Below are 17,143 nucleotides of genomic sequence, written 5' to 3' on the forward strand. Positions count from 1 at the left end.
CCACATGGCGGAGGGTGCGCACCGCGGGTGTTGCGTCATGCGCATTGCCGTCATTCACTCGGATACGGGTGTATTCCGGCGGTGAAAGGCGACGGTGACATGCTTTCGGCCAAGGACCTGTACCAGGAGATCCTCGACAACGACGACAGCTTCCGGCTGTTCTGCTCCATCGCCGCCGCCGGGGAGGCCCAGGGAGGCTGGGAGAACGCCCGGATCTCCGTCCTCGTCCCGGACTCCTACCGGGAGCTGGCCCCCAAGGTGGCCCGGCACGGCGCCGACGAGGACAAGCACGGCCGCATCTTCCACGCCCTGATGAAGAAGCGCGGCCTGGAGGCGGTGGAGGTCCCCGGGGAGACCGACTACACGATGCTGCTGGAGGGCATCGGCATCGGCCTCGCCCACGACCAGCTGCGCCGCGACCGTCAGCTCACCGAGTCCGACATCATCACCTACCTCGCGCACAGCAGGGTCACCGAGCAGCGGGCGTCGGACCAGATGCGGATGCTCCTCAAGTACTTCGGCGACCATCCGGGCATCGGCCGTGCGGTGCGGATGATCTCCCACGACGAGGACAACCATCTCGCGTACTGCCACGAGGAGCTGCTCGGCATGGCCGCGCGGGGCCACGGCAGGCGGGTGAAGGCCGCGCTGCGCGAGGCGGCGCTCGCGGAGATCCGGGTCTACCGGGACGTCAGCCACGCGGTGATGGGGCACATGGGGCGGATCCTGAAGTGGTCGCGCGGCAGACGCGCGCTGCTGTCCGCGGGCATCGAGTGCGTGTACGCGTACGAACGCGCCGGCGGCTGGCGGCGGATGGTCTCGCTGCGGATGCCGGAGCGCCGGGACGCCCTCGGCGGGCCCCCGCCGCGCGCCGCGGCCGAGTTCGCCTGACGCGAACGGCAGGCGCGGGGGAGACCGCGGCCCTCAGCGCCCGTTGCCCAGCCAGCCGCGCCGGCGGAAGAACACGTACAGCGACAGCACCACCGACGCCATCAGCAGCAGCACCGCCGGATACCCCAGCGTCCAGTGCAGCTCAGGCATGTGGTCGAAGTTCATCCCGTAGATGCTGCCGATGACGGTCGGTGCCGCGGCCATCGCGGCGTACGCGGAGATCTTGCGCATGTCGTCGTTCTGCTGCACCCCCACCCGCGCCAGATGCGCGGCGAGGATGTCGGACAGCAGCCGGTCGATGTTCTCGACATGCTCGTTGACGCGGGTGAGATGGTCGGCGACGTCGCGGAAGAAGGGCCGCGCCTTTTCGTTGACGAACGGCAGCCCGGCCCCCGCCAGCCGGCTGACGGGCTCGGCCAGCGGACCGGTGACGCGGCGGAACTCCAGCGCCTGCCGCTTGCGGTCGTAGATGCGCCCCGCCGAGCGGCCGGGGTCGCGGCCGCTCGGCCGGAAGACCTCCGCCTCCAGTTCCTCCAGGTCGGTGTGGAAGTCGTCGGCGACGTCGAGGTAGTGGTCGACGACGGAGTCGCAGACCGCGTACACCACCGCCGTCGGCCCGTGCGCCAGCACGTCCGGCTGCCGCTCCAGCCGGGCCCGCACCTGGCCGAGCGGGTTCGTCTCGCCGTGCCGCACGGTGACCACGAACGAGTCACCCACGAAGGTGTTGATCTCGCTCACGGTGATGGTGTCCGTGCGGTCGTCGTAGAGCACGGGCTTGAGGACGAGGAACAGCGCCGCGTCGTACACCTCCAGCTTCGGCCGCTGGTGCGCCGTGACCGCGTCCTCCGCCGCGAGCGGATGCAGGCCGAGCCCGTGGGTGAGGGCGTCGAACTCCTCGCGTGACGGCTCGAAGAGCCCGATCCAGCAGAAGGTGTCCTCGTCCGCACGGGCCTGCGCCAGCAGGGCCGGGACGTCCGCGGGCGCGGGGACGCGCCGGCCGTGCCGGTACAGCGCGGAGTCGACGATCACACCGCCATTCTTTCCCGAACCGTGGCGGCTGTCGCGCAGGACGTACGCTGGCTGGCATGGCCACCCTCCTCCTGCTCCGGCACGCACGGTCCACGGCCAACGTGGACGGGGTGCTCGCCGGCCGCAGCCCGGGCGTCGGGCTGGACGAGCGCGGCGCCGAGCAGGCCGCCGCGCTGCCCGCCCGGCTGGCCGCCCTGGCGCCGGCCGCCGTCGTCACCAGCCCGCTCGAACGCTGCCGCGAGACGCTGAAGCCGCTGCTCGCCGGCCGCCCCCACCTGCCGGTGCACGTGGACGAGCGGCTGAACGAGTGCGACTACGGCGAGTGGACCGGCAGCAAGCTGGCCGAGCTGGCGGAGGACCCGCTGATGGCCACCGTGCAGCAGCACCCGTCGGCGGCCGGGTTCCCCGGCGGCGAGACGATGCGCGCGATGCAGGCGCGCGCCGTCGAGGCGGTCCGGGAGTGGAACGCCACCGTGACCGCCGAGCACGGCCCGGAGGCGCTGTACGTGATGTGCAGTCACGGCGACGTCATCAAGTCCGTGGTGGCGGACGCCCTCGGGATGCATCTGGACCTCTTCCAGCGCATCGCCGTCGGCCCCGCCTCCGTCACCGCGATCCGCTACACCCCGCTGCGGCCCTTCCTGCTGCGCCTCGGCGACACCGGCGGGCTCGACGGCCTCGCGCCCCCGCCACCGGCCGGGCCGGAGGCGGACGCGGGGACGGACACGGCGGCCGGCGCGTCCGCCGCGGAGGTGGGCGGCGGTGCTGGAGCCGGTTGATCCCCGATGATCAGCTCGCGCAGTAGGGTGGTCGGATCGGGCCCGCAGAGGATCCCGTTCAGGAGTCGAGTAATCGGAGCAGCACGTGCCGCGTGAGGTTTACTTCTACGACCCGCCGGACCGCTTCGTGGCCGGCACGGTCGGGCTGCCGGGACGCCGCACCTTCTTCCTCCAGGCGTCCAAGGCCGGCCGCACCACCAGCGTCGCGCTGGAGAAGGCGCAGGTGTCCGCCCTGGCCCAGCGGATCGACGAACTTCTCGACGAGGTGGTGCGGCGCAGCGGCGGCACCAGCGACGTGCCCGCCGTCGCCCCCGCCGAGCTGTCGGACACCGCGCCTCTGGACGCCCCCATCGAGGAGGAGTTCCGGGTCGGCACGATGGCGCTGGCGTGGGACGCGGAGAGCGAGCGCATGGTCGTCGAGGCGCAGGCCCTGGTCGAGTTGGACGCGGACTCCGACGAGGACCTGGCGGCGGCCGAGGAGGCGCTGCTGCAGGACGACGAGAACGGCCCGCCGATGCTGCGCGTCCGCCTCACCGGGCAGATGGCGCGTGCCTTCGCCAAGCGGGCGAACGACGTGGTGAACGCCGGCCGGCCGCCCTGCCCGCTGTGCAGTCTGCCGCTCGACCCGGAGGGACACGTATGTCCGCGCCAGAACGGATACCGCCGGGGGGAGTGAGCCCGCTCGCCCTGGCGCCCGACGAGGCCCGCGCGCTGCTCACCCGCGGCGAGCTGACCGTCGCCGGGCGCATCCGGGGTGCGTCGAACGCGGTCCTGTTCTGCACCGTCGCGCACGCCGGGCGCACGGCGGAGTGCGTGTACAAGCCGGTCGCGGGGGAGCGGCCGCTGTGGGACTTCCCGGACGGCACGCTGGCCCAGCGCGAGGTCGCGGCGTACGAGGTCTCCGAGGCCACCGGCTGGGGGCTGGTGCCCCCGACGGTGCTGCGCGACGGGCCGTTCGGCGAGGGCATGTGCCAGCTCTGGATCCCCTCCGCGGACGAGGCGGACCCGGACGGCGCCGGCGATCCGGACGGCGCGGCGCCGGCCGGGGCCGATCTGCTCGCCCTCGTCGAGGGTGACGAACCGGGACCCGGCTGGAAGGCCGTCGGCTTCGCCGAGACCGGCGAGGGCCGCCCCGCGCTGCTCGTGCACGCCGACGACGCCCGGCTGCGCCGGCTCGCCGTCCTCGACGCCGTGATCAACAACGGCGACCGCAAGGGCGGTCATCTGCTCCCCGCCCCCGCCGGCCGGCTCTACGCCATCGACCACGGTGTGACGTTCCACACCGACGACAAGCTGCGCACCCTGCTCTGGGGCTGGGCCGGCGAGCCGCTGCCCGCCGAGGCCGTCGCCGTGCTGCGCCGGCTCGCGGACGGCCTCGCCGCCGGCGGCCCGCTGGCCGCCCGGCTGGCGCCGCTGATCACCCCGGCGGAGGTGGCCGCGCTGCGCGCCCGTACGGCCGCGCTGCTGGCCGCCGGGCGGCACCCGGAACCCAGCGGCGAGTGGCCGGCCATCCCCTGGCCACCGGTCTGAGCCCGGCCGCGTCCGGCTCCCCCCGGGGCGTATTGCGTACGAATCCTCCCACCCCCGTCCGAAACCGCGAGCCGGTACCGCCCCGGTCGTTTCACCAGGCAACCGGCGGTTACGCTCGTTTACATGCATGCCTGGCCCGCCCCCGAGGTCCCGGTGCTACCCGGCACCGGCCGCGACCTCCGCCTCCACGACACCGCGACCGGAGGGCTCGTCACCCTCGATCCCGGCCCGGAGGCCCGCATCTACGTCTGCGGCATCACTCCCTACGACGCCACCCACATGGGTCACGCGGCCACCTACACCGCGTTCGACCTCGTGCAGCGCGTCTGGCTGGACAACAAGCGGCAGGTCCACTACGTCCAGAACGTCACGGACGTGGACGACCCGCTGCTCGTCCGGGCCGCCGAGACGGGCGAGGAGTGGACCGAGCTCGCCGACCGCGAGACGGATCTGTACCGCGACGACATGACGGCCCTGCGGAATCTGCCGCCGCGCGAGTTCGTCGGCGCGGTGGAGGCGATACCGCGCATCGTGCCCCTCGTGGAGCGGCTGCTCGGCGCCGGCGCGGCCTACGACCTCGACGGCGATGTCTACTTCTCGGTCGAATCCGACCCCCGCTTCGGCTCCGTCTCCGGATTCGACGCCGCCACCATGCGGGAGCTGTCGGCCGAGCGCGGCGGTGACCCCGGCCGTCCAGGCAAGAAGAACCCGCTCGACCCGATGCTGTGGAGCGCCGAGCGGGAGAACGAGCCGAGCTGGGACGGCGGTTCCCTGGGCCGCGGCCGGCCCGGCTGGCACATCGAGTGCGTCGCCATCTCGCTGGACCACCTCGGCATGACCTTCGACGTGCAGGGCGGCGGCAGCGACCTGATCTTCCCGCACCACGAGATGGGCGCCTCCCACGCCCAGGTGCTGACCGGCGCGTTCCCCTTCGCCCGCGCGTACGTGCACTCCGGGCTCGTCGCCCTCGACGGCGAGAAGATGTCGAAGTCCAGGGGCAACCTCGTCTTCGTCTCCCAGTTGCGCCGCGACGGCGTCGACTCCGTGGCCGTACGGCTCGCGCTGCTCGCCCACCACTACCGCACGGACTGGGAGTGGACCGCTCACGGGCTGGCGGAGGCGGAGGAGCGGCTGGCGCGCTGGCGGGACGCCGTCTCCCGGCCGGAGGGGCCGCCCGCGGAAGGGCTCGTGGAGGAGATCCGCGACGCGCTGGCGGAGGACCTGGACTCACCCGCGGCGCTGGCCGCGGTGGACCGCTGGGTGGCGCTGCAGCGCTCCGGAGGCGGTACGGACACAGGCGCGCCCGGGGTGGTCTCGCGGGCGGTGGACGCGCTGCTGGGCGTGGCGCTGTAGCCGAACCGACGGCGGGCGTCAGTGCGTGTCGCCGGCCCCGCCGTCGGTGTCGTCGCGTCCGGGGCGCCCGTCGCCGTCCGGGGCACTGCCGCCGGGGGCGCCGTCGTCGCCGGCGGCCCGGTCCGTGTCCTCGGAGTCCTGGGCGTCCTCGGCGGAGCCGGTGTCGCCCTCGCCGGTGGCGTCGTCCTTCGGCTCCGCGGCGTCCCGTCCCGCGTCCGTGCCGTCGCCGGCCCCGTGGTCCTCGTCGCCCTCCTCCGGCGCCCGCGGCCCGCGCGGCTCGTCCCGCTCCGCGAGCGGCTGAGGGCCGGACAGATCGCGCAGGTACGGTCCCGCGCCCGGGTCGCGGCGCCGCAGATAGCGCTCGAACTCGCGGGCGATCGCCTCGCCCGTCGCCTCGGGCAGTTCCGCCGTGTCGCGCGCCTCCTCCAGCGTCTGCACGTACTCGGCGACTTCGCTGTCCTCCGCCGCCAACTGGTCCACGCCCACCTGCCAGGCCCGCGCGTCCTCGGACAGCTCGCCGAGCGGGATGCGCACGCCGATCAGGTCGTCGAGCCGGTTGAGCAGCGCCAGCGTGGCCTTCGGGTTCGGCGGCTGGGAGACGTAGTGCGGCACCGCGGCCCACAGGCTGGCGGTCGGCAGGCCCGCGTGCGTGCACGCCTCCTGGAGGATGCCGACGATCCCCGTCGGACCCTCGTAGCGGGTCTCCTCCAGGTCCATCGACTCGGCCAGCTCCGGATCCGAGGTCACTCCCGTCACCGGTACGGGCCGGGTGTGCGGCGTGTCGCCGAGGAGCGCCCCGAGCAGCACGACCAGTTCGACGCCCAACTCGTGGGCGAAGCCCAGGATCTCGTTGCAGAACGAGCGCCAGCGCATGCTGGGCTCGATGCCGCGGACGAGCACCAGGTCCCGCGGGTGGCCCTTGCCGTCCGCGTCCGCGACCCGTACCGCGGAGAGCTGCGTCGTGGGCCAGGTGACCTTCCGCACGCCGCCGTGCAGGGTGACGGTGGGCCGGTTGACCTGGAAGTCGTAGTACTCCTCGGCGTCGAGCGACGCGAAGACGTCGCCCTTCCACTCCCGGTCGAGATGGCCGACCGCGGAGGAGGCGGCGTCCCCGGCGTCGTTCCAGCCTTCGAAGGCGCAGATCATCACCGGGTCGACCAGCTCGGGCAGCCCCTCCAGCTCGATCACCCAGCGCCTCCTTCCGGCGGTTACGGCCCGTGCGGCCCCATGCTCCGAGACATGCGGCCCCCAGCCTAAGGCTTCCCCGCCGACGAGCCGTATCCCGTACGGCACGAGTACCGATTCATCCGAGGTGTGCACCTTGAGGAGGGTTGGCGGCCCGTCGATGCGGATAAATCACTCACTGCCTCTGGACGTTGGCAAGCCCACCCGGCTATACATCGGATGACTGATGAAAGATCCGATGTTCCAGACGTGAGGGAAGCCTGCATGCGACCGACTGTCACCGATGTGGACGTCTCCGACATCCGCTTCCCCACCTCCCTGGAGCTCGACGGGTCGGATGCCATGCACCCCGACCCCGACTACTCCGCCGCGTACGTGGTGATCCGCACCGACACCCCCGGCGTCGAGGGGCACGGCTTCTGCTTCACCATCGGCCGCGGCAACGACGTCACCGCCGCCGCCATCCGCTCGCTCGCCCCGTACGTCGTGGGCCGCCCCGCACCGGGCACCGCCGCCGAGCTGGCCGAGCTGTGCAACGCCCTGACCCGCGACTCCCAACTGCGCTGGCTCGGCCCGGAGAAGGGCGTGATCCACATGGCCGCGGGTGCCGTGGTCAACGCCGCCTGGGACCTGGCCGCCCGGCAGGCCGGGCTGCCGGTGTGGGAGTTCCTGTCCCGCATGACCCCCGAGGAACTGGTCTCCCTCGTCGACTTCCGCTACCTCTCCGACGCCCTCACCCCCGACGACGCGCTGGCCCTGCTGCGCGCCGCCGAGCCCGGCCGCGCCGAGCGGGCCGCCCGGCTGCGCGCCGAGGGCTACCCCGCGTACACCACCACCCCCGGCTGGCTGGGCTACTCCGACGACAAGCTCGTGCAGCTCTCCAAGGCCGCGGTCGCCGAGGGCTTCGGCCAGATCAAGCTGAAGGTCGGCGACGACCTCGACGCCGACGTACGGCGCATGCGGCTCGCCCGCGAGGCCGTCGGTGCGGACGTACGCATCGCCGTGGACGCCAACCAGCGCTGGGACGTCGCCGACGCCGTGCGCTGGATGACCGCCCTGGCTCCGTACGCGCCGCACTGGATCGAGGAGCCCACCAGCCCCGACGACGTGCTCGGCCACGCCGCCGTGCGCGCCGGGCAGCCCGTGAAGGTCGCCACCGGCGAACACGTCGCCAACCGCGTGATGTTCAAGCAACTGCTCCAGGCCGGCGCCGTCGACTTCGTGCAGATCGACGCCGCCCGCGTGGCCGGCGTCAACGAGAACCTGGCCATCCTGCTGCTCGCCGCCAAGCACGGCGTCCCGGTCTGCCCGCACGCCGGCGGCGTCGGCCTGTGCGAACTGGTGCAGCACCTGGCCATGTTCGACTACGTCGCCGTCTCCGCCACCCGCGAGGACCGCGTCATCGAGTACGTCGACCACCTCCACGAGCACTTCACAGACCCGGTCGTCGTCGTGGACGGCCGCTACCGCGCGCCCGAGGCCCCCGGCTTCTCCGCGCGGATGCACCCCGAGTCGCTGGCCGCACACCGCTACCCGGACGGCCCCGTCTGGCGGGCCGTGGCCGAGCGGGACCAGGGGAGCTGAGCCCCATGCCCGGTGCACCGCACGCCACACCCCACGCCGCGCGGCCGGCCCTCCGGCACGCCGCGGCCCGAGCCGAACCCCCCAGCCGCATCACCGAGACGAACGACGGGACGGGACTCCCATGCTGACTCGCAGACTCCGCACGACCGCCGTCGCGGCCTGCACCACACTCCTCGCCATCGCCCCGCTCGCCGCCTGCAACCGCGGCAACGACGCGGCCGGCGCCGACGGCCAGGTCGGCATCGACATGCCGCGCACCGACACCGACTTCTGGAACTCCTACCACCAGTACCTGAAGAAGGGTGTCTCGGACGGCGTGGTGGACGCCCTGCCGATCTCCAATTCCCAGAACGACATCGGCAAGCTGGTCGCCAACGTGCAGGCGTTCACCGACCAGGGCGCCGACGCCGTCGTCATGGCCCCCCAGGACACCGGCGCGGTCGCCTCCACCCTGGAGCGGCTGGCGGAGGAGGACATCCCCGTCGTCAGCGTCGACACCCGCCCCGACAAGGGCGAGGTCTACATGGTCGTACGGGCCGACAACGAGGCGTACGGCATCAAGGCGTGCGAGTACCTGGGCGAGCAGCTGAAGGGCAAGGGCAAGGTCGTGGAGTTCCAGGGCGACCTGGCCTCCATCAACGGCCGCGACCGCTCGGTGGCGTTCAAGAAGTGCATGGACCAGAAGTACCCCGACGTCGAGGTCTTCGAGCTGCCCACCGAGTGGAAGGGCGACGTCGCCTCCGCCAAGCTGCAGGGCGTCCTGGCCAAGGAGAAGAACATCGACGGCATCTACATGCAGGCCGGCGGCGCCTTCCTGCAGCCCACCCTCGCTCTGCTGGAGCAGAAGAACCTCCTCAAGCCCGCCGGCGAGGAGGGCCACATCACGATCGTCTCCAACGACGGCATCCCCGAGGAACTGGACGCCATCCGCTCCGGGAAGATCGACGCCACCGTCTCCCAGCCCGCCGACCTCTACGCCGAGTACGCCCTCTTCTACGCCCAGCAGGCGCTGAAGGGCAAGGAGTTCAAGCCGGGCAAGACCGACCACGGGTCGGAGATCGTCAAGATCCCGAACGGCCTGGAGGACCAGTTGCCCGCACCGCTGGTCACCAAGGAGAACGTCGACGACCCCGAGCTGTGGGCCAACCAGCTCGAAAAGCAGGGCTGAGCCGTGCCCGAGGCGCTCCCTGTCGTACGCGCCGACGGCGTCGTCAAACGCTTCGGACCCACGCTCGCGCTCGACGGCGTGCGCCTGGAGGTCGCGGCCGGCGAAGCGCACGCCCTCGTCGGCCGCAACGGCGCCGGGAAGTCGACCCTGGTCTCCGCGCTCACCGGCATGGAGCGCCCCGACGCGGGCACGGTCACCTTCTCCGGCGAGCCCGCGCCGCCGTTCGGCGACACGGCTGCGTGGCGCACCAAGGTCGCCTGCGTCTACCAGAAGCTCATGATCGTGCCCGATCTCACGGTCGCCGAGAACCTTTTCCTCAACCGCTTCACCGGCACCGGGGCCATCAACTGGCGCCGGCTGCGCTCGCGCGCCCGCGAGCTGCTGGCGGCGTACGGCGTGGAGGTGGACCCCGCCGTGCGGGCGAAGGACCTCGGCGTCGAGCAGCGCCAGTTCGTGGAGATCGCGCGGGCGCTGAGCTTCGGCGCCCGGCTGATCATCCTCGACGAGCCGACCGCCCGGCTCGACGCCGGCGGCATCGACCGGCTCTTCGGCAAGCTGCGCGAACTCCAGCGGCAGGGGGTCGCCTTCCTCTTCATCTCCCACCACCTGCAGGAGGTCTACGAACTCTGTGACACGGTCACCGTCTTCCGGGACGCCCGGCACATCCTCACCGCGCCGGTCTCCGGGCTGCCGAAGGAGGACCTGGTCGCGGCGATGACCGGCGAGGGCGCGAGACCCGTCGCCGCGGGGCAGGCCGCGCTCCCGCGGCAGGCGACGGACGCCGGCGGCGCCGGGCCCGTGCTGCGGGCGCATGCGCTGGCCGTGGCCGGCGCGTACGAGCCACTGGACCTCGCCGTGCGCGCCGGCGAGGTCGTCGGCCTGGCCGGTGCCGCCGCGAGCGGCAACACGGCCATCGGCGAGACCCTCGTCGGCATGCGGGCGCCCGACAGCGGCCGGGTCGAGGTACGCGGCACCGCCGTCCGCACGGGCAGCGTGCCGCACGCGCTGGAGGCCGGCATCGGCTACGTACCGGAGGACCGGCACGAACAGGGCCTGGTGCCCGGCCGCAGCGTCGCGGAGAACGCCACGCTCACCGTCGCCGACCAACTGGGCCCGTACGGCACCGTGCTGCCCTCGCGCACCCGCCGGTTCGCGCAGCGCATGATCGACTCGCTGGACATCAAGACCTCCGGGCCCGGCCAGGACGTCGGCGGGCTGTCCGGCGGCAACCAGCAGAAGGTCGTGATCGCCCGCGCGCTCGCCCGGGACCCCGGCGTGCTGGTGGCGATCAAGCCGACCGCGGGCGTCGACGTGAAGTCCAAGGACGCCCTGCTCGGCGTCGTCCGGCGGGTGGCGGAAGGCGGCAGCGGCGCCGTCATCGTCTCGGACGAACTGGACGACCTGCGGGTCTGCGACCGCGTGCTCGCGCTCTTCCACGGGCGGGTGGTGGCGGAGTTCGCCGGCGGCTGGAGCGACCGGGAACTGGTGGCCGCCATGGAGGGCATTGCCCCCGGACACTCCGGGCAGCACGAGCAGAGCGACAAGCCGGGCGGCCGGCCGGAACGGCCGGACCACCCAGACGAGCCCGACCGGCAGGACCGGTGGGAAGAGGGGCGGCAAGCATGACACGGCCTATGTCGACAGCGCCGCCGGCCGCGGCGGCCGAGGACGGAGCGGCGGTGGAGAAGAAGCCGCAGTGGCAGCTCGGCGGGGTGGAGATCGACCTCGGCCGCTGGCGCGACTTCTCGCTCGTACCCGTCATCTTCGTGCTCGGCGTGATCGGCTTCATCGTCTCGCCGGCGTTCTTGACGTCCGACAACCTCATCGGCGTCGTCCAGCAGTCCACCGAACTCGGGCTGCTGGTCCTCGCCCAGGCCCTCATCCTCATCAGCGGCCGGATGGACCTGTCGCTGGAGTCGACGATCGGCGTCGCGCCGGTGATCGCGCTCTGGCTGGTGCTGCCCGCCGAGGGCGGCCGGTTCACCGGCATCGAGCTGCTGCCGTCCAGCACGTCGATCTTCCTGTGCCTCCTCGTCGGCGCCGCCATCGGCCTCTTCAACGGCTTCCTCATCCTCAAGCTCAGAGTCAACGGCTTCATCGCCACCCTCGGCATGCTGGTCATGCTGCGCGGCCTGCACGAGGGCATCACGGGCGGCAAGTCCATCATCGAGGTGCCCGAGTCCTTCGCCTACCTCGGCAAGGAGAGCTGGCTCGGCGTCCCCGCCGCCGTCTACGTCTGCCTCGGCCTGTACGCCGTCGGCGGCCTGGTGCTCGGCTACCTGCGGCACGGGCGCGCGCTGTACGCCATCGGCGGCAACCCCGAGGCCGCGCGCGCCGCGGGCATCCGCGTCGACCGCATCACCTGGATCGTCCTGGCCATCGGCGGCATGCTCGCGGCCTTCGCCGGCGTGCTCTACACCGGCCACTACGGCTCGGTCTCCGCCGGCCAGGGCAAGGACATGATCTTCCAGGTGTTCGCCGCCGCGGTCATCGGCGGCATCAGCCTGCGCGGCGGGCGCGGCACCCTCTTCGGGGCCCTGACCGGCGTGCTGACCCTCCAGCTCGTCATCAACGTGATGACGCTCGCGGGGGTGCCCGCGGAGTGGACGAAGTTCCTCAACGGGGCGATCATCATCGTGGCCCTGGTCATTTCCCGGTTCGTCAGCGGCGAGAAACAGGACTGAGAGGCGGCGGATGCCCCCCATACCCAGGCTCGGCCTCGGCTGCGCCAACCTCGGCAACCTCTACCGGGCGATGCCGGACGACACGGCGGCGGAGATCGTCGAGACCGCGTTCGCGCACGGCTACGGCTACTTCGACACCGCACCGCACTACGGCGTCGGGCTGTCGGAGGAACGCCTCGGCCGTGCGCTCGCGGGCCGGCCGCGGGACTCCTACACCGTCTCTACCAAGGTCGGCCGGCGGCTCCGGCCCCTCGGCCCGGGCGAGACCGAGCCCGCCCACGACTTCGTCGACACCCCCGCGCGCGGCCGGGTGTGGGACCTGGGCCGGGACGGCATCCGGGCGACGCTGGAGTCCTCGCTGGAGCGGCTGGGGCTCGACCGCGTGGAGATCGCCTACCTCCACGATGTCGAGAACCACCTGCCGCAGGTGTACGAGACCGCCTTCGCCGCGCTCGCGGAGCTGAAGGCGGAGAAGGTCGTCGGCGCCATCGGCTTCGGCATGAACTTCAGCGACCACCTGGGCCGGCTCGTCGCCGACCTCGACGTCGACGTGGTGCTGTGCGCCGGCCGCTGGACGCTGCTGGAGCGCAGCGCGTACGACGACCTGCTGCCCGTCTGCGCACGGCGCGGCACCTCCGTCGTCGTCGGCGGCGTCTACAACACCGGGCTGCTCGCCGACCCGCGGCCCGGCGGCCGGTTCCACTACCGCGAGGCGCCGGCCGAGGTGGTGGAGCGGGCGCGCGGGATCGGCGAGGTGTGCCGCGAGTTCGGGGTGCCGCTGAAGGCCGCGGCGCTGCGCTACCCGTTCGCGCACCCGGCGGTCGTCTCCGTCATCCCGGGCGCGTCCCGGCCGGAGGACGTCCGGGAGAACGCGGAGATGTTCGCGTACGACATCCCCGACGCGCTCTGGCCGGCGCTCGTCGAACTCGGGCTGCTGGACGCCGACCTGCCGCTGCCCGCGGCCGCGGGAGGCTGAGCATGCCGCGCATCGACGCCCACCACCACCTGTGGGACATCACCCGCCGCCCGCAGCCGTGGATGGACGGCTCCTGGGCCGACCCGCTGCGGCGCACCTTCACGCTGGCCGATCTCGGGCCGCATCTGGCGGAGCACCGCATCGACGGCACGGTGCTGGTGCAGAGTTCGGCGTCGTACGAGGAGACGCTGGAGCTGTGCGAGGAGCCGGGCCCGCCGGTGGAGCTGGTCTGCGGCTGGCTCGACCTGACCGCGCCCGGGCTGGACGCGGACACCCTGCGCCGTACCCCCGCGCGGCTCGGGGCGCTGCGCCACCAGGCGGAGGACGAGCCCGACCCGCGGTGGCTGGTGCGCCCGGACGTGCTGCGTGCGCTGGGGCTGGCCGGGGAGTGCGGCCTGGTGTACGACCTGCTGGTGACGCCGCGGGAGCTGCCGGCGGCGATCGCCGCGGCCCGCGCGGTGCCGCACACCCGGTTCGTGCTCGACCACGCGGGCAAGCCGCAGATCGCGGCGGGGGAGTGGCAGCCGTGGGCGGACCTCGTCGCGGAGCTGGCGCGGCTGCCCAACGTGAGCTGCAAGCTGTCCGGCCTGGTCACGCAGGCGGACTGGGAGCACTGGCGGCCGGCGGACGTGCTGCCGTACGCCCGGCACGTCATCGACGTGTTCGGTCCCGGGCGGATCCTGTTCGGCTCGGACTGGCCGGTGTGCACGCTGGCGGCGGGCTACGGGCGGGTGGTCGAACTGGCCGAGGAGGCGGTGGCGGACCTGACCGGGGACGAGCGGGAGGCGTTCTTCGGGGGCAACGCCCGCCGGATGTACCTCCCGGACTGACACCGGGGCCTCAGGCCGTGCCAGCGGTGACGCGCCGGCACCCCGGCGTCACAGCGTCCGGCGCAGCCACTGCTCCACGCTCGCGATGTGCACCGTCGCCCACGACCTCGCCGCCTCGGCGTCCCGGCTGCGCATCGCGTCGAGGATCGCCCGGTGCTCCGTGAGCGTGCGCCGGACCGCGTCCTCCTGGGTCAGGCCGCGCCAGATGCGGGCGCGGGCCGTCGGCCCCGACAGCCCTTCCAGCAGCGAGCTGAGCACGGAGTTCCCCGACGCCTGCACGATCCGGCGGTGGAACTCCAGGTCGGCCCGGACCAGTTCCTCCACCGACGGGTCCTGGCCCAGCTCCGCCAGCTCCTCCTCCAGTGCGTCCAGCTCCGGCTCCTCGATGCCGGTGCAGGCCAGCGCGGTCGCGGCGGGTTCCAGGATGCGGCGTACGGCGAGCAGCTCCAGCACGGTGTCGTCGCGGTGGAAGTCGACGACGAAGCTCATGGCCTCCAGCAGGAGCTGGGAGTCCAGGCTGGTGACGTAGGTGCCGTCGCCCTGCCGTACGTCGAGGATGCGTATCAGCGCCAGGGCGCGCACCGCCTCGCGCAGCGAGTTGCGGGACAGGCCGAGTTCGGCCGCCAGCTCGCTCTCCTTGGGCAGCCGGTCGCCCGGCCGCAGCTTGCCGGAGACGATCATCCCCTTGATCTTCTCGATCGCCTCGTCCGTGACCGCCATCTCGTGCCCTCCCTGACACAGACATCCGATGTCTGCGCGCTTCCATTATGCCTGCGTACGGAGCGAGGGGAGCCGGGGAGGGCGGTGAATCCCCTGGGGCGCGGAAAAGGACGAGGGGAGAGGCCCCCCATGGTGCCTCTCCCCTCGGTCAGCCGGCACGCCGCGGGCGCTCAGTCCCGCTTGCGCGCGAGCAGTTCCCGCACCCGGGCCCGTACATCAGCGGTGTCCAGACCGCGGATCGTCACCGTCGTACGGCGGCGCAGCACGTCGTCCTCCGTCTCGGCCCACTCGTGGTCGCGGGCGTAGACCACCTGCGCCCAGATCTCGGGCCCGTCGGGGTGGATGCGCTCGCCCAGGTCCGGGTTCTCGTTGACCAGGCGGGCGATGTCGAAAGAGAGCGAGCCGTAGTGCGTGGCGAGCTGGCGGGCGGTGTCGGGGGCCATCCGGTGACCCGGGTCGCGGTCGACGAGGAGCCGGTGCGCGACCGCGTGGGGGTTCGCCACGCCCGGCAGCGGCGCGTGCCGTACCAGGGCCTTCACCGGCTGCATGTCCTCGGCGATCGCTCCGCCGTGTTCCCTGGCGAGCTTGCCGAGCACCATCCGGCCGATGTGCCGGTACGTCGTCCACTTGCCGCCGGCGACCGACAGCATCCCGCCGGCGCCCTCGGTGACGACCGTCTCCCGCTTGGCCTGCTCCGTACCGCCGGGACCGCCCGGCAGCACCCGCAGCCCGGCGTAGGCGTAGGTCACGAGGTCGGGCGACAGGTCGTCGTCGCGCACCGACAGCGACGCCTCGTCGAGGATCTGCGCGATGTCGGCCTCGGTCGGGCGCACGGCGGCGGGATCGCCCTCGTACGACTCGTCCGTGGTGCCCAGCAGAAGCTGGTCCTCCCAGGGCAGCGCGAAGGTGACGCGGTACTTGTCCACCCACGTCGACATCGCCGCGCGCCACGGGGACCGCCGCTTGAGCACGATGTGCGCGCCCTTGGAGAGCCGGATGGAGGGGGCGGCGGCGGGATCCTCCATGCGCCGCAGGTGGTCCACCCACGGCCCGGTCGCGTTGAGCACCAGCCGGGCGTTGACGCCGAACTCGGCGCCCCCGAGCCGGTCCCGCAGGTCCGCGCCCGTCACCTGGCCCTGGGTGAACCGCAGCCCGGTGACCTCGGCGTGGTTGAGGACGACGGCGCCGGCGCCGACCGCGGCCCGCACCGTCATCACCGCCATCCGCGAGTCGTTCATCTGGTGGTCGCCGAAGACCGCGACGGCCTTCAGCCCCTCGGTACGCAGCGCGGGGATGCTCCGGGCCGCCCGGCTGGGAGTGATGAGGTGCCCGACGCCGTCGCGGAAGGCGGACAGCGCGGAGTAGGCGAGGACGCCGGCGCCGAGCTTGGCGGCGCCGTGCGGGCCCCCCTTGTAGAGCGGCAGGTAGAAGGGGAGCGGGTTGACCAGGTGCGGCGCCACGTCGCGGGCCAGCACCCGGCGCTCATGGTGGTTCTCGGCCACCAGCTTCACCGCGCCGGTCTGCAGGTAGCGGATGCCGCCGTGGACGAGCTTGGAGGACGCCGACGAGGTGGCGCCGGCGAAGTCGCCGGCGTCCACCATCGCCACCCGCAGCCCCGACTGCGCGGCGTGCCAGGCCACCGAGGTGCCCAGGATCCCGCCGCCGATGACCAGGAGGTCGTAGGTCGCCCGGTCGAGCAGGTCCCGGGTCTCTGCTCGGCCCAGGGTGCGGCCGGCCGTCGGGTGTGTCCCGAGCGCGGGTATCGCCCCCGGGACGGTCTGCGGGAGAGTCATCGTCCCTACTCCTTGTCTTCGACCCAGCCCATGGTGCGCTGGACTGCTTTGAGCCAGTCTTTGTATTCGCGTTCGCGGGTTTCGGCGTCCATGCGGGGGGTCCATTCGGCGGCGCGGCGCCAGTTGGCGCGCAGGGCGTCGGTGTCGGGCCAGTAGCCGACGGCCAGGCCGGCGGCGTAGGCGGCGCCCAGGCAGGTGGTCTCGGCCACCAGGGGCCGTACGACGGGGGCGTCGAGGACGTCGGCGAGGGTTTGCATCAGCAGGTTGTTGGCGGTCATGCCGCCGTCGACTTTCAGGGAGGTCAGCTCGACACCGGAGTCCTTGGTCATGGCGTCGACGATTTCGCGGGTCTGCCAGGCGGTGGCTTCCAGGACGGCGCGGGCCAGGTGGGCTTTGGTGACGTAGCGGGTCAGGCCGGCGATGACGCCGCGGGCGTCATCGCGCCAGTAGGGCGCGAAGAGCCCGGAGAAGGCGGGTACGAAGTAGGCGCCGCCGTTGTCCTCGACGCTCAGCGCGAGGGTTTCGATTTCCGCGGCGGTGGAGATGATGCCCATCTGGTCGCGCATCCACTGCACCAGGGCGCCGGTGATGGCGATGGATCCTTCCAGGGCGTAGACGGCC

At 72.7% G+C, this 17,143-nt stretch carries 16 protein-coding genes; 11 read left to right on the forward strand and 5 right to left on the reverse strand.

Annotation, left to right across the window (positions count from 1 at the left end; translation table 11 throughout):
- Positions 1 to 99 precede the first annotated feature (99 nt).
- On the forward strand, positions 100 to 891 hold the full coding sequence (locus I003_RS0117965) for a hypothetical protein (RefSeq protein ID WP_027772769.1): 792 nt from the start codon (positions 100 to 102) through the stop codon (positions 889 to 891).
- Positions 892 to 924: 33 nt separating this feature from the next.
- Here I003_RS0117965 and corA read toward each other — a convergent pair whose 3' ends face one another.
- Positions 925 to 1,920: a magnesium/cobalt transporter CorA gene (gene corA, locus I003_RS0117970; protein ID WP_027772770.1), complete on the reverse strand. Its 996-nt coding sequence runs from the start codon at positions 1,918 to 1,920 to the stop codon at positions 925 to 927.
- A gap of 56 nt (positions 1,921 to 1,976) precedes the next feature.
- On the opposite strand from corA, the gene I003_RS0117975 reads away from it, so the two are divergent.
- The 4 genes from I003_RS0117975 to mshC all read left to right on the forward strand — a co-directional run bounded on the left by I003_RS0117975 (position 1,977) and on the right by mshC (position 5,582).
- On the forward strand, positions 1,977 to 2,699 hold the full coding sequence (locus I003_RS0117975) for a histidine phosphatase family protein (RefSeq protein WP_027772771.1): 723 nt from the start codon (positions 1,977 to 1,979) through the stop codon (positions 2,697 to 2,699).
- Positions 2,700 to 2,784: 85 nt separating this feature from the next.
- Positions 2,785 to 3,375, forward strand: coding sequence for a DUF3090 domain-containing protein (locus I003_RS0117980; RefSeq protein ID WP_027772772.1), 591 nt, complete (start codon positions 2,785 to 2,787; stop codon positions 3,373 to 3,375).
- Positions 3,339 to 4,229, forward strand: coding sequence for an SCO1664 family protein (locus I003_RS0117985; RefSeq protein ID WP_051368314.1), 891 nt, complete (start codon positions 3,339 to 3,341; stop codon positions 4,227 to 4,229). The genes I003_RS0117980 and I003_RS0117985 overlap by 37 nt, the downstream gene beginning before the upstream one ends.
- 123 nt (positions 4,230 to 4,352) lie before the next feature.
- Positions 4,353 to 5,582 (forward strand): cysteine--1-D-myo-inosityl 2-amino-2-deoxy-alpha-D-glucopyranoside ligase, encoded by a 1,230-nt coding sequence (gene mshC / locus I003_RS0117990; RefSeq protein WP_027772774.1) that lies wholly within the window; start codon positions 4,353 to 4,355, stop codon positions 5,580 to 5,582.
- 18 nt (positions 5,583 to 5,600) lie between these two features.
- Here the strand turns inward: mshC and I003_RS32585 are convergent, their stop codons facing one another.
- Complete coding sequence (locus tag I003_RS32585; RefSeq protein WP_078564138.1) at positions 5,601 to 6,770, reverse strand: PAC2 family protein; 1,170 nt, start codon at positions 6,768 to 6,770, stop codon at positions 5,601 to 5,603.
- A 261-nt stretch (positions 6,771 to 7,031) separates the two neighbouring features.
- On the opposite strand from I003_RS32585, the gene I003_RS0118000 reads away from it, so the two are divergent.
- The 6 genes from I003_RS0118000 to I003_RS0118025 all read left to right on the forward strand — a co-directional run bounded on the left by I003_RS0118000 (position 7,032) and on the right by I003_RS0118025 (position 14,009).
- Positions 7,032 to 8,351 (forward strand): enolase C-terminal domain-like protein, encoded by a 1,320-nt coding sequence (locus I003_RS0118000; protein WP_027772775.1) that lies wholly within the window; start codon positions 7,032 to 7,034, stop codon positions 8,349 to 8,351.
- A 121-nt stretch (positions 8,352 to 8,472) separates the two neighbouring features.
- Positions 8,473 to 9,519: a sugar ABC transporter substrate-binding protein gene (locus I003_RS0118005; protein ID WP_027772776.1), complete on the forward strand. Its 1,047-nt coding sequence runs from the start codon at positions 8,473 to 8,475 to the stop codon at positions 9,517 to 9,519.
- Positions 9,520 to 9,522: 3 nt separating this feature from the next.
- Entirely contained in the window at positions 9,523 to 11,145 is a 1,623-nt protein-coding gene (locus tag I003_RS0118010) for a sugar ABC transporter ATP-binding protein (protein ID WP_027772777.1), read from the forward strand.
- 8 nt (positions 11,146 to 11,153) lie between these two features.
- Positions 11,154 to 12,203, forward strand: coding sequence for an ABC transporter permease (locus I003_RS0118015; protein ID WP_486584269.1), 1,050 nt, complete (start codon positions 11,154 to 11,156; stop codon positions 12,201 to 12,203).
- A gap of 10 nt (positions 12,204 to 12,213) precedes the next feature.
- Entirely contained in the window at positions 12,214 to 13,179 is a 966-nt protein-coding gene (locus I003_RS0118020) for an aldo/keto reductase (RefSeq protein ID WP_027772779.1), read from the forward strand.
- A 2-nt stretch (positions 13,180 to 13,181) separates the two neighbouring features.
- Positions 13,182 to 14,009, forward strand: coding sequence for an amidohydrolase family protein (locus I003_RS0118025; protein WP_027772780.1), 828 nt, complete (start codon positions 13,182 to 13,184; stop codon positions 14,007 to 14,009).
- Positions 14,010 to 14,057: 48 nt separating this feature from the next.
- Here the strand turns inward: I003_RS0118025 and I003_RS0118030 are convergent, their stop codons facing one another.
- The 3 genes from I003_RS0118030 to I003_RS0118040 form a co-directional block, all read right to left on the reverse strand.
- On the reverse strand, positions 14,058 to 14,729 hold the full coding sequence (locus I003_RS0118030; RefSeq protein WP_027772781.1) for a FadR/GntR family transcriptional regulator: 672 nt from the start codon (positions 14,727 to 14,729) through the stop codon (positions 14,058 to 14,060).
- A 170-nt stretch (positions 14,730 to 14,899) separates the two neighbouring features.
- Entirely contained in the window at positions 14,900 to 16,522 is a 1,623-nt protein-coding gene (locus tag I003_RS0118035; RefSeq protein WP_027772782.1) for a glycerol-3-phosphate dehydrogenase/oxidase, read from the reverse strand.
- A 5-nt stretch (positions 16,523 to 16,527) separates the two neighbouring features.
- The coding region (locus tag I003_RS0118040; RefSeq protein ID WP_027772783.1) for an FGGY-family carbohydrate kinase at positions 16,528 to 17,143 on the reverse strand (616 nt) is incomplete at its 5' end.

It is taken from the genome of Streptomyces sp. CNQ329, assembly GCF_000482585.1.

What these genes read in the sequence shown, in the direction of transcription:
- I003_RS0117965 (WP_027772769.1), top strand. Translation starts at nt 100, where the DNA reads ATGCTTTCGGCCAAGGACCTGTACCAGGAGATCCTCGACAACGACGAC.
- I003_RS0117975 (WP_027772771.1), top strand. Translation starts at nt 1,977, where the DNA reads ATGGCCACCCTCCTCCTGCTCCGGCACGCACGGTCCACGGCCAACGTG.
- I003_RS0117985 (WP_051368314.1), top strand. Translation starts at nt 3,339, where the DNA reads ATGTCCGCGCCAGAACGGATACCGCCGGGGGGAGTGAGCCCGCTCGCC.
- mshC (WP_027772774.1), top strand. Translation starts at nt 4,353, where the DNA reads ATGCATGCCTGGCCCGCCCCCGAGGTCCCGGTGCTACCCGGCACCGGC.
- I003_RS0118000 (WP_027772775.1), top strand. Translation starts at nt 7,032, where the DNA reads ATGCGACCGACTGTCACCGATGTGGACGTCTCCGACATCCGCTTCCCC.
- I003_RS0118005 (WP_027772776.1), top strand. Translation starts at nt 8,473, where the DNA reads ATGCTGACTCGCAGACTCCGCACGACCGCCGTCGCGGCCTGCACCACA.
- I003_RS0118015 (WP_486584269.1), top strand. Translation starts at nt 11,154, where the DNA reads ATGTCGACAGCGCCGCCGGCCGCGGCGGCCGAGGACGGAGCGGCGGTG.
- I003_RS0118020 (WP_027772779.1), top strand. Translation starts at nt 12,214, where the DNA reads ATGCCCCCCATACCCAGGCTCGGCCTCGGCTGCGCCAACCTCGGCAAC.
- I003_RS0118025 (WP_027772780.1), top strand. Translation starts at nt 13,182, where the DNA reads ATGCCGCGCATCGACGCCCACCACCACCTGTGGGACATCACCCGCCGC.
- I003_RS0118030 (WP_027772781.1), bottom strand. Translation starts at nt 14,729, where the DNA reads ATGGCGGTCACGGACGAGGCGATCGAGAAGATCAAGGGGATGATCGTC.
- I003_RS0118035 (WP_027772782.1), bottom strand. Translation starts at nt 16,522, where the DNA reads ATGACTCTCCCGCAGACCGTCCCGGGGGCGATACCCGCGCTCGGGACA.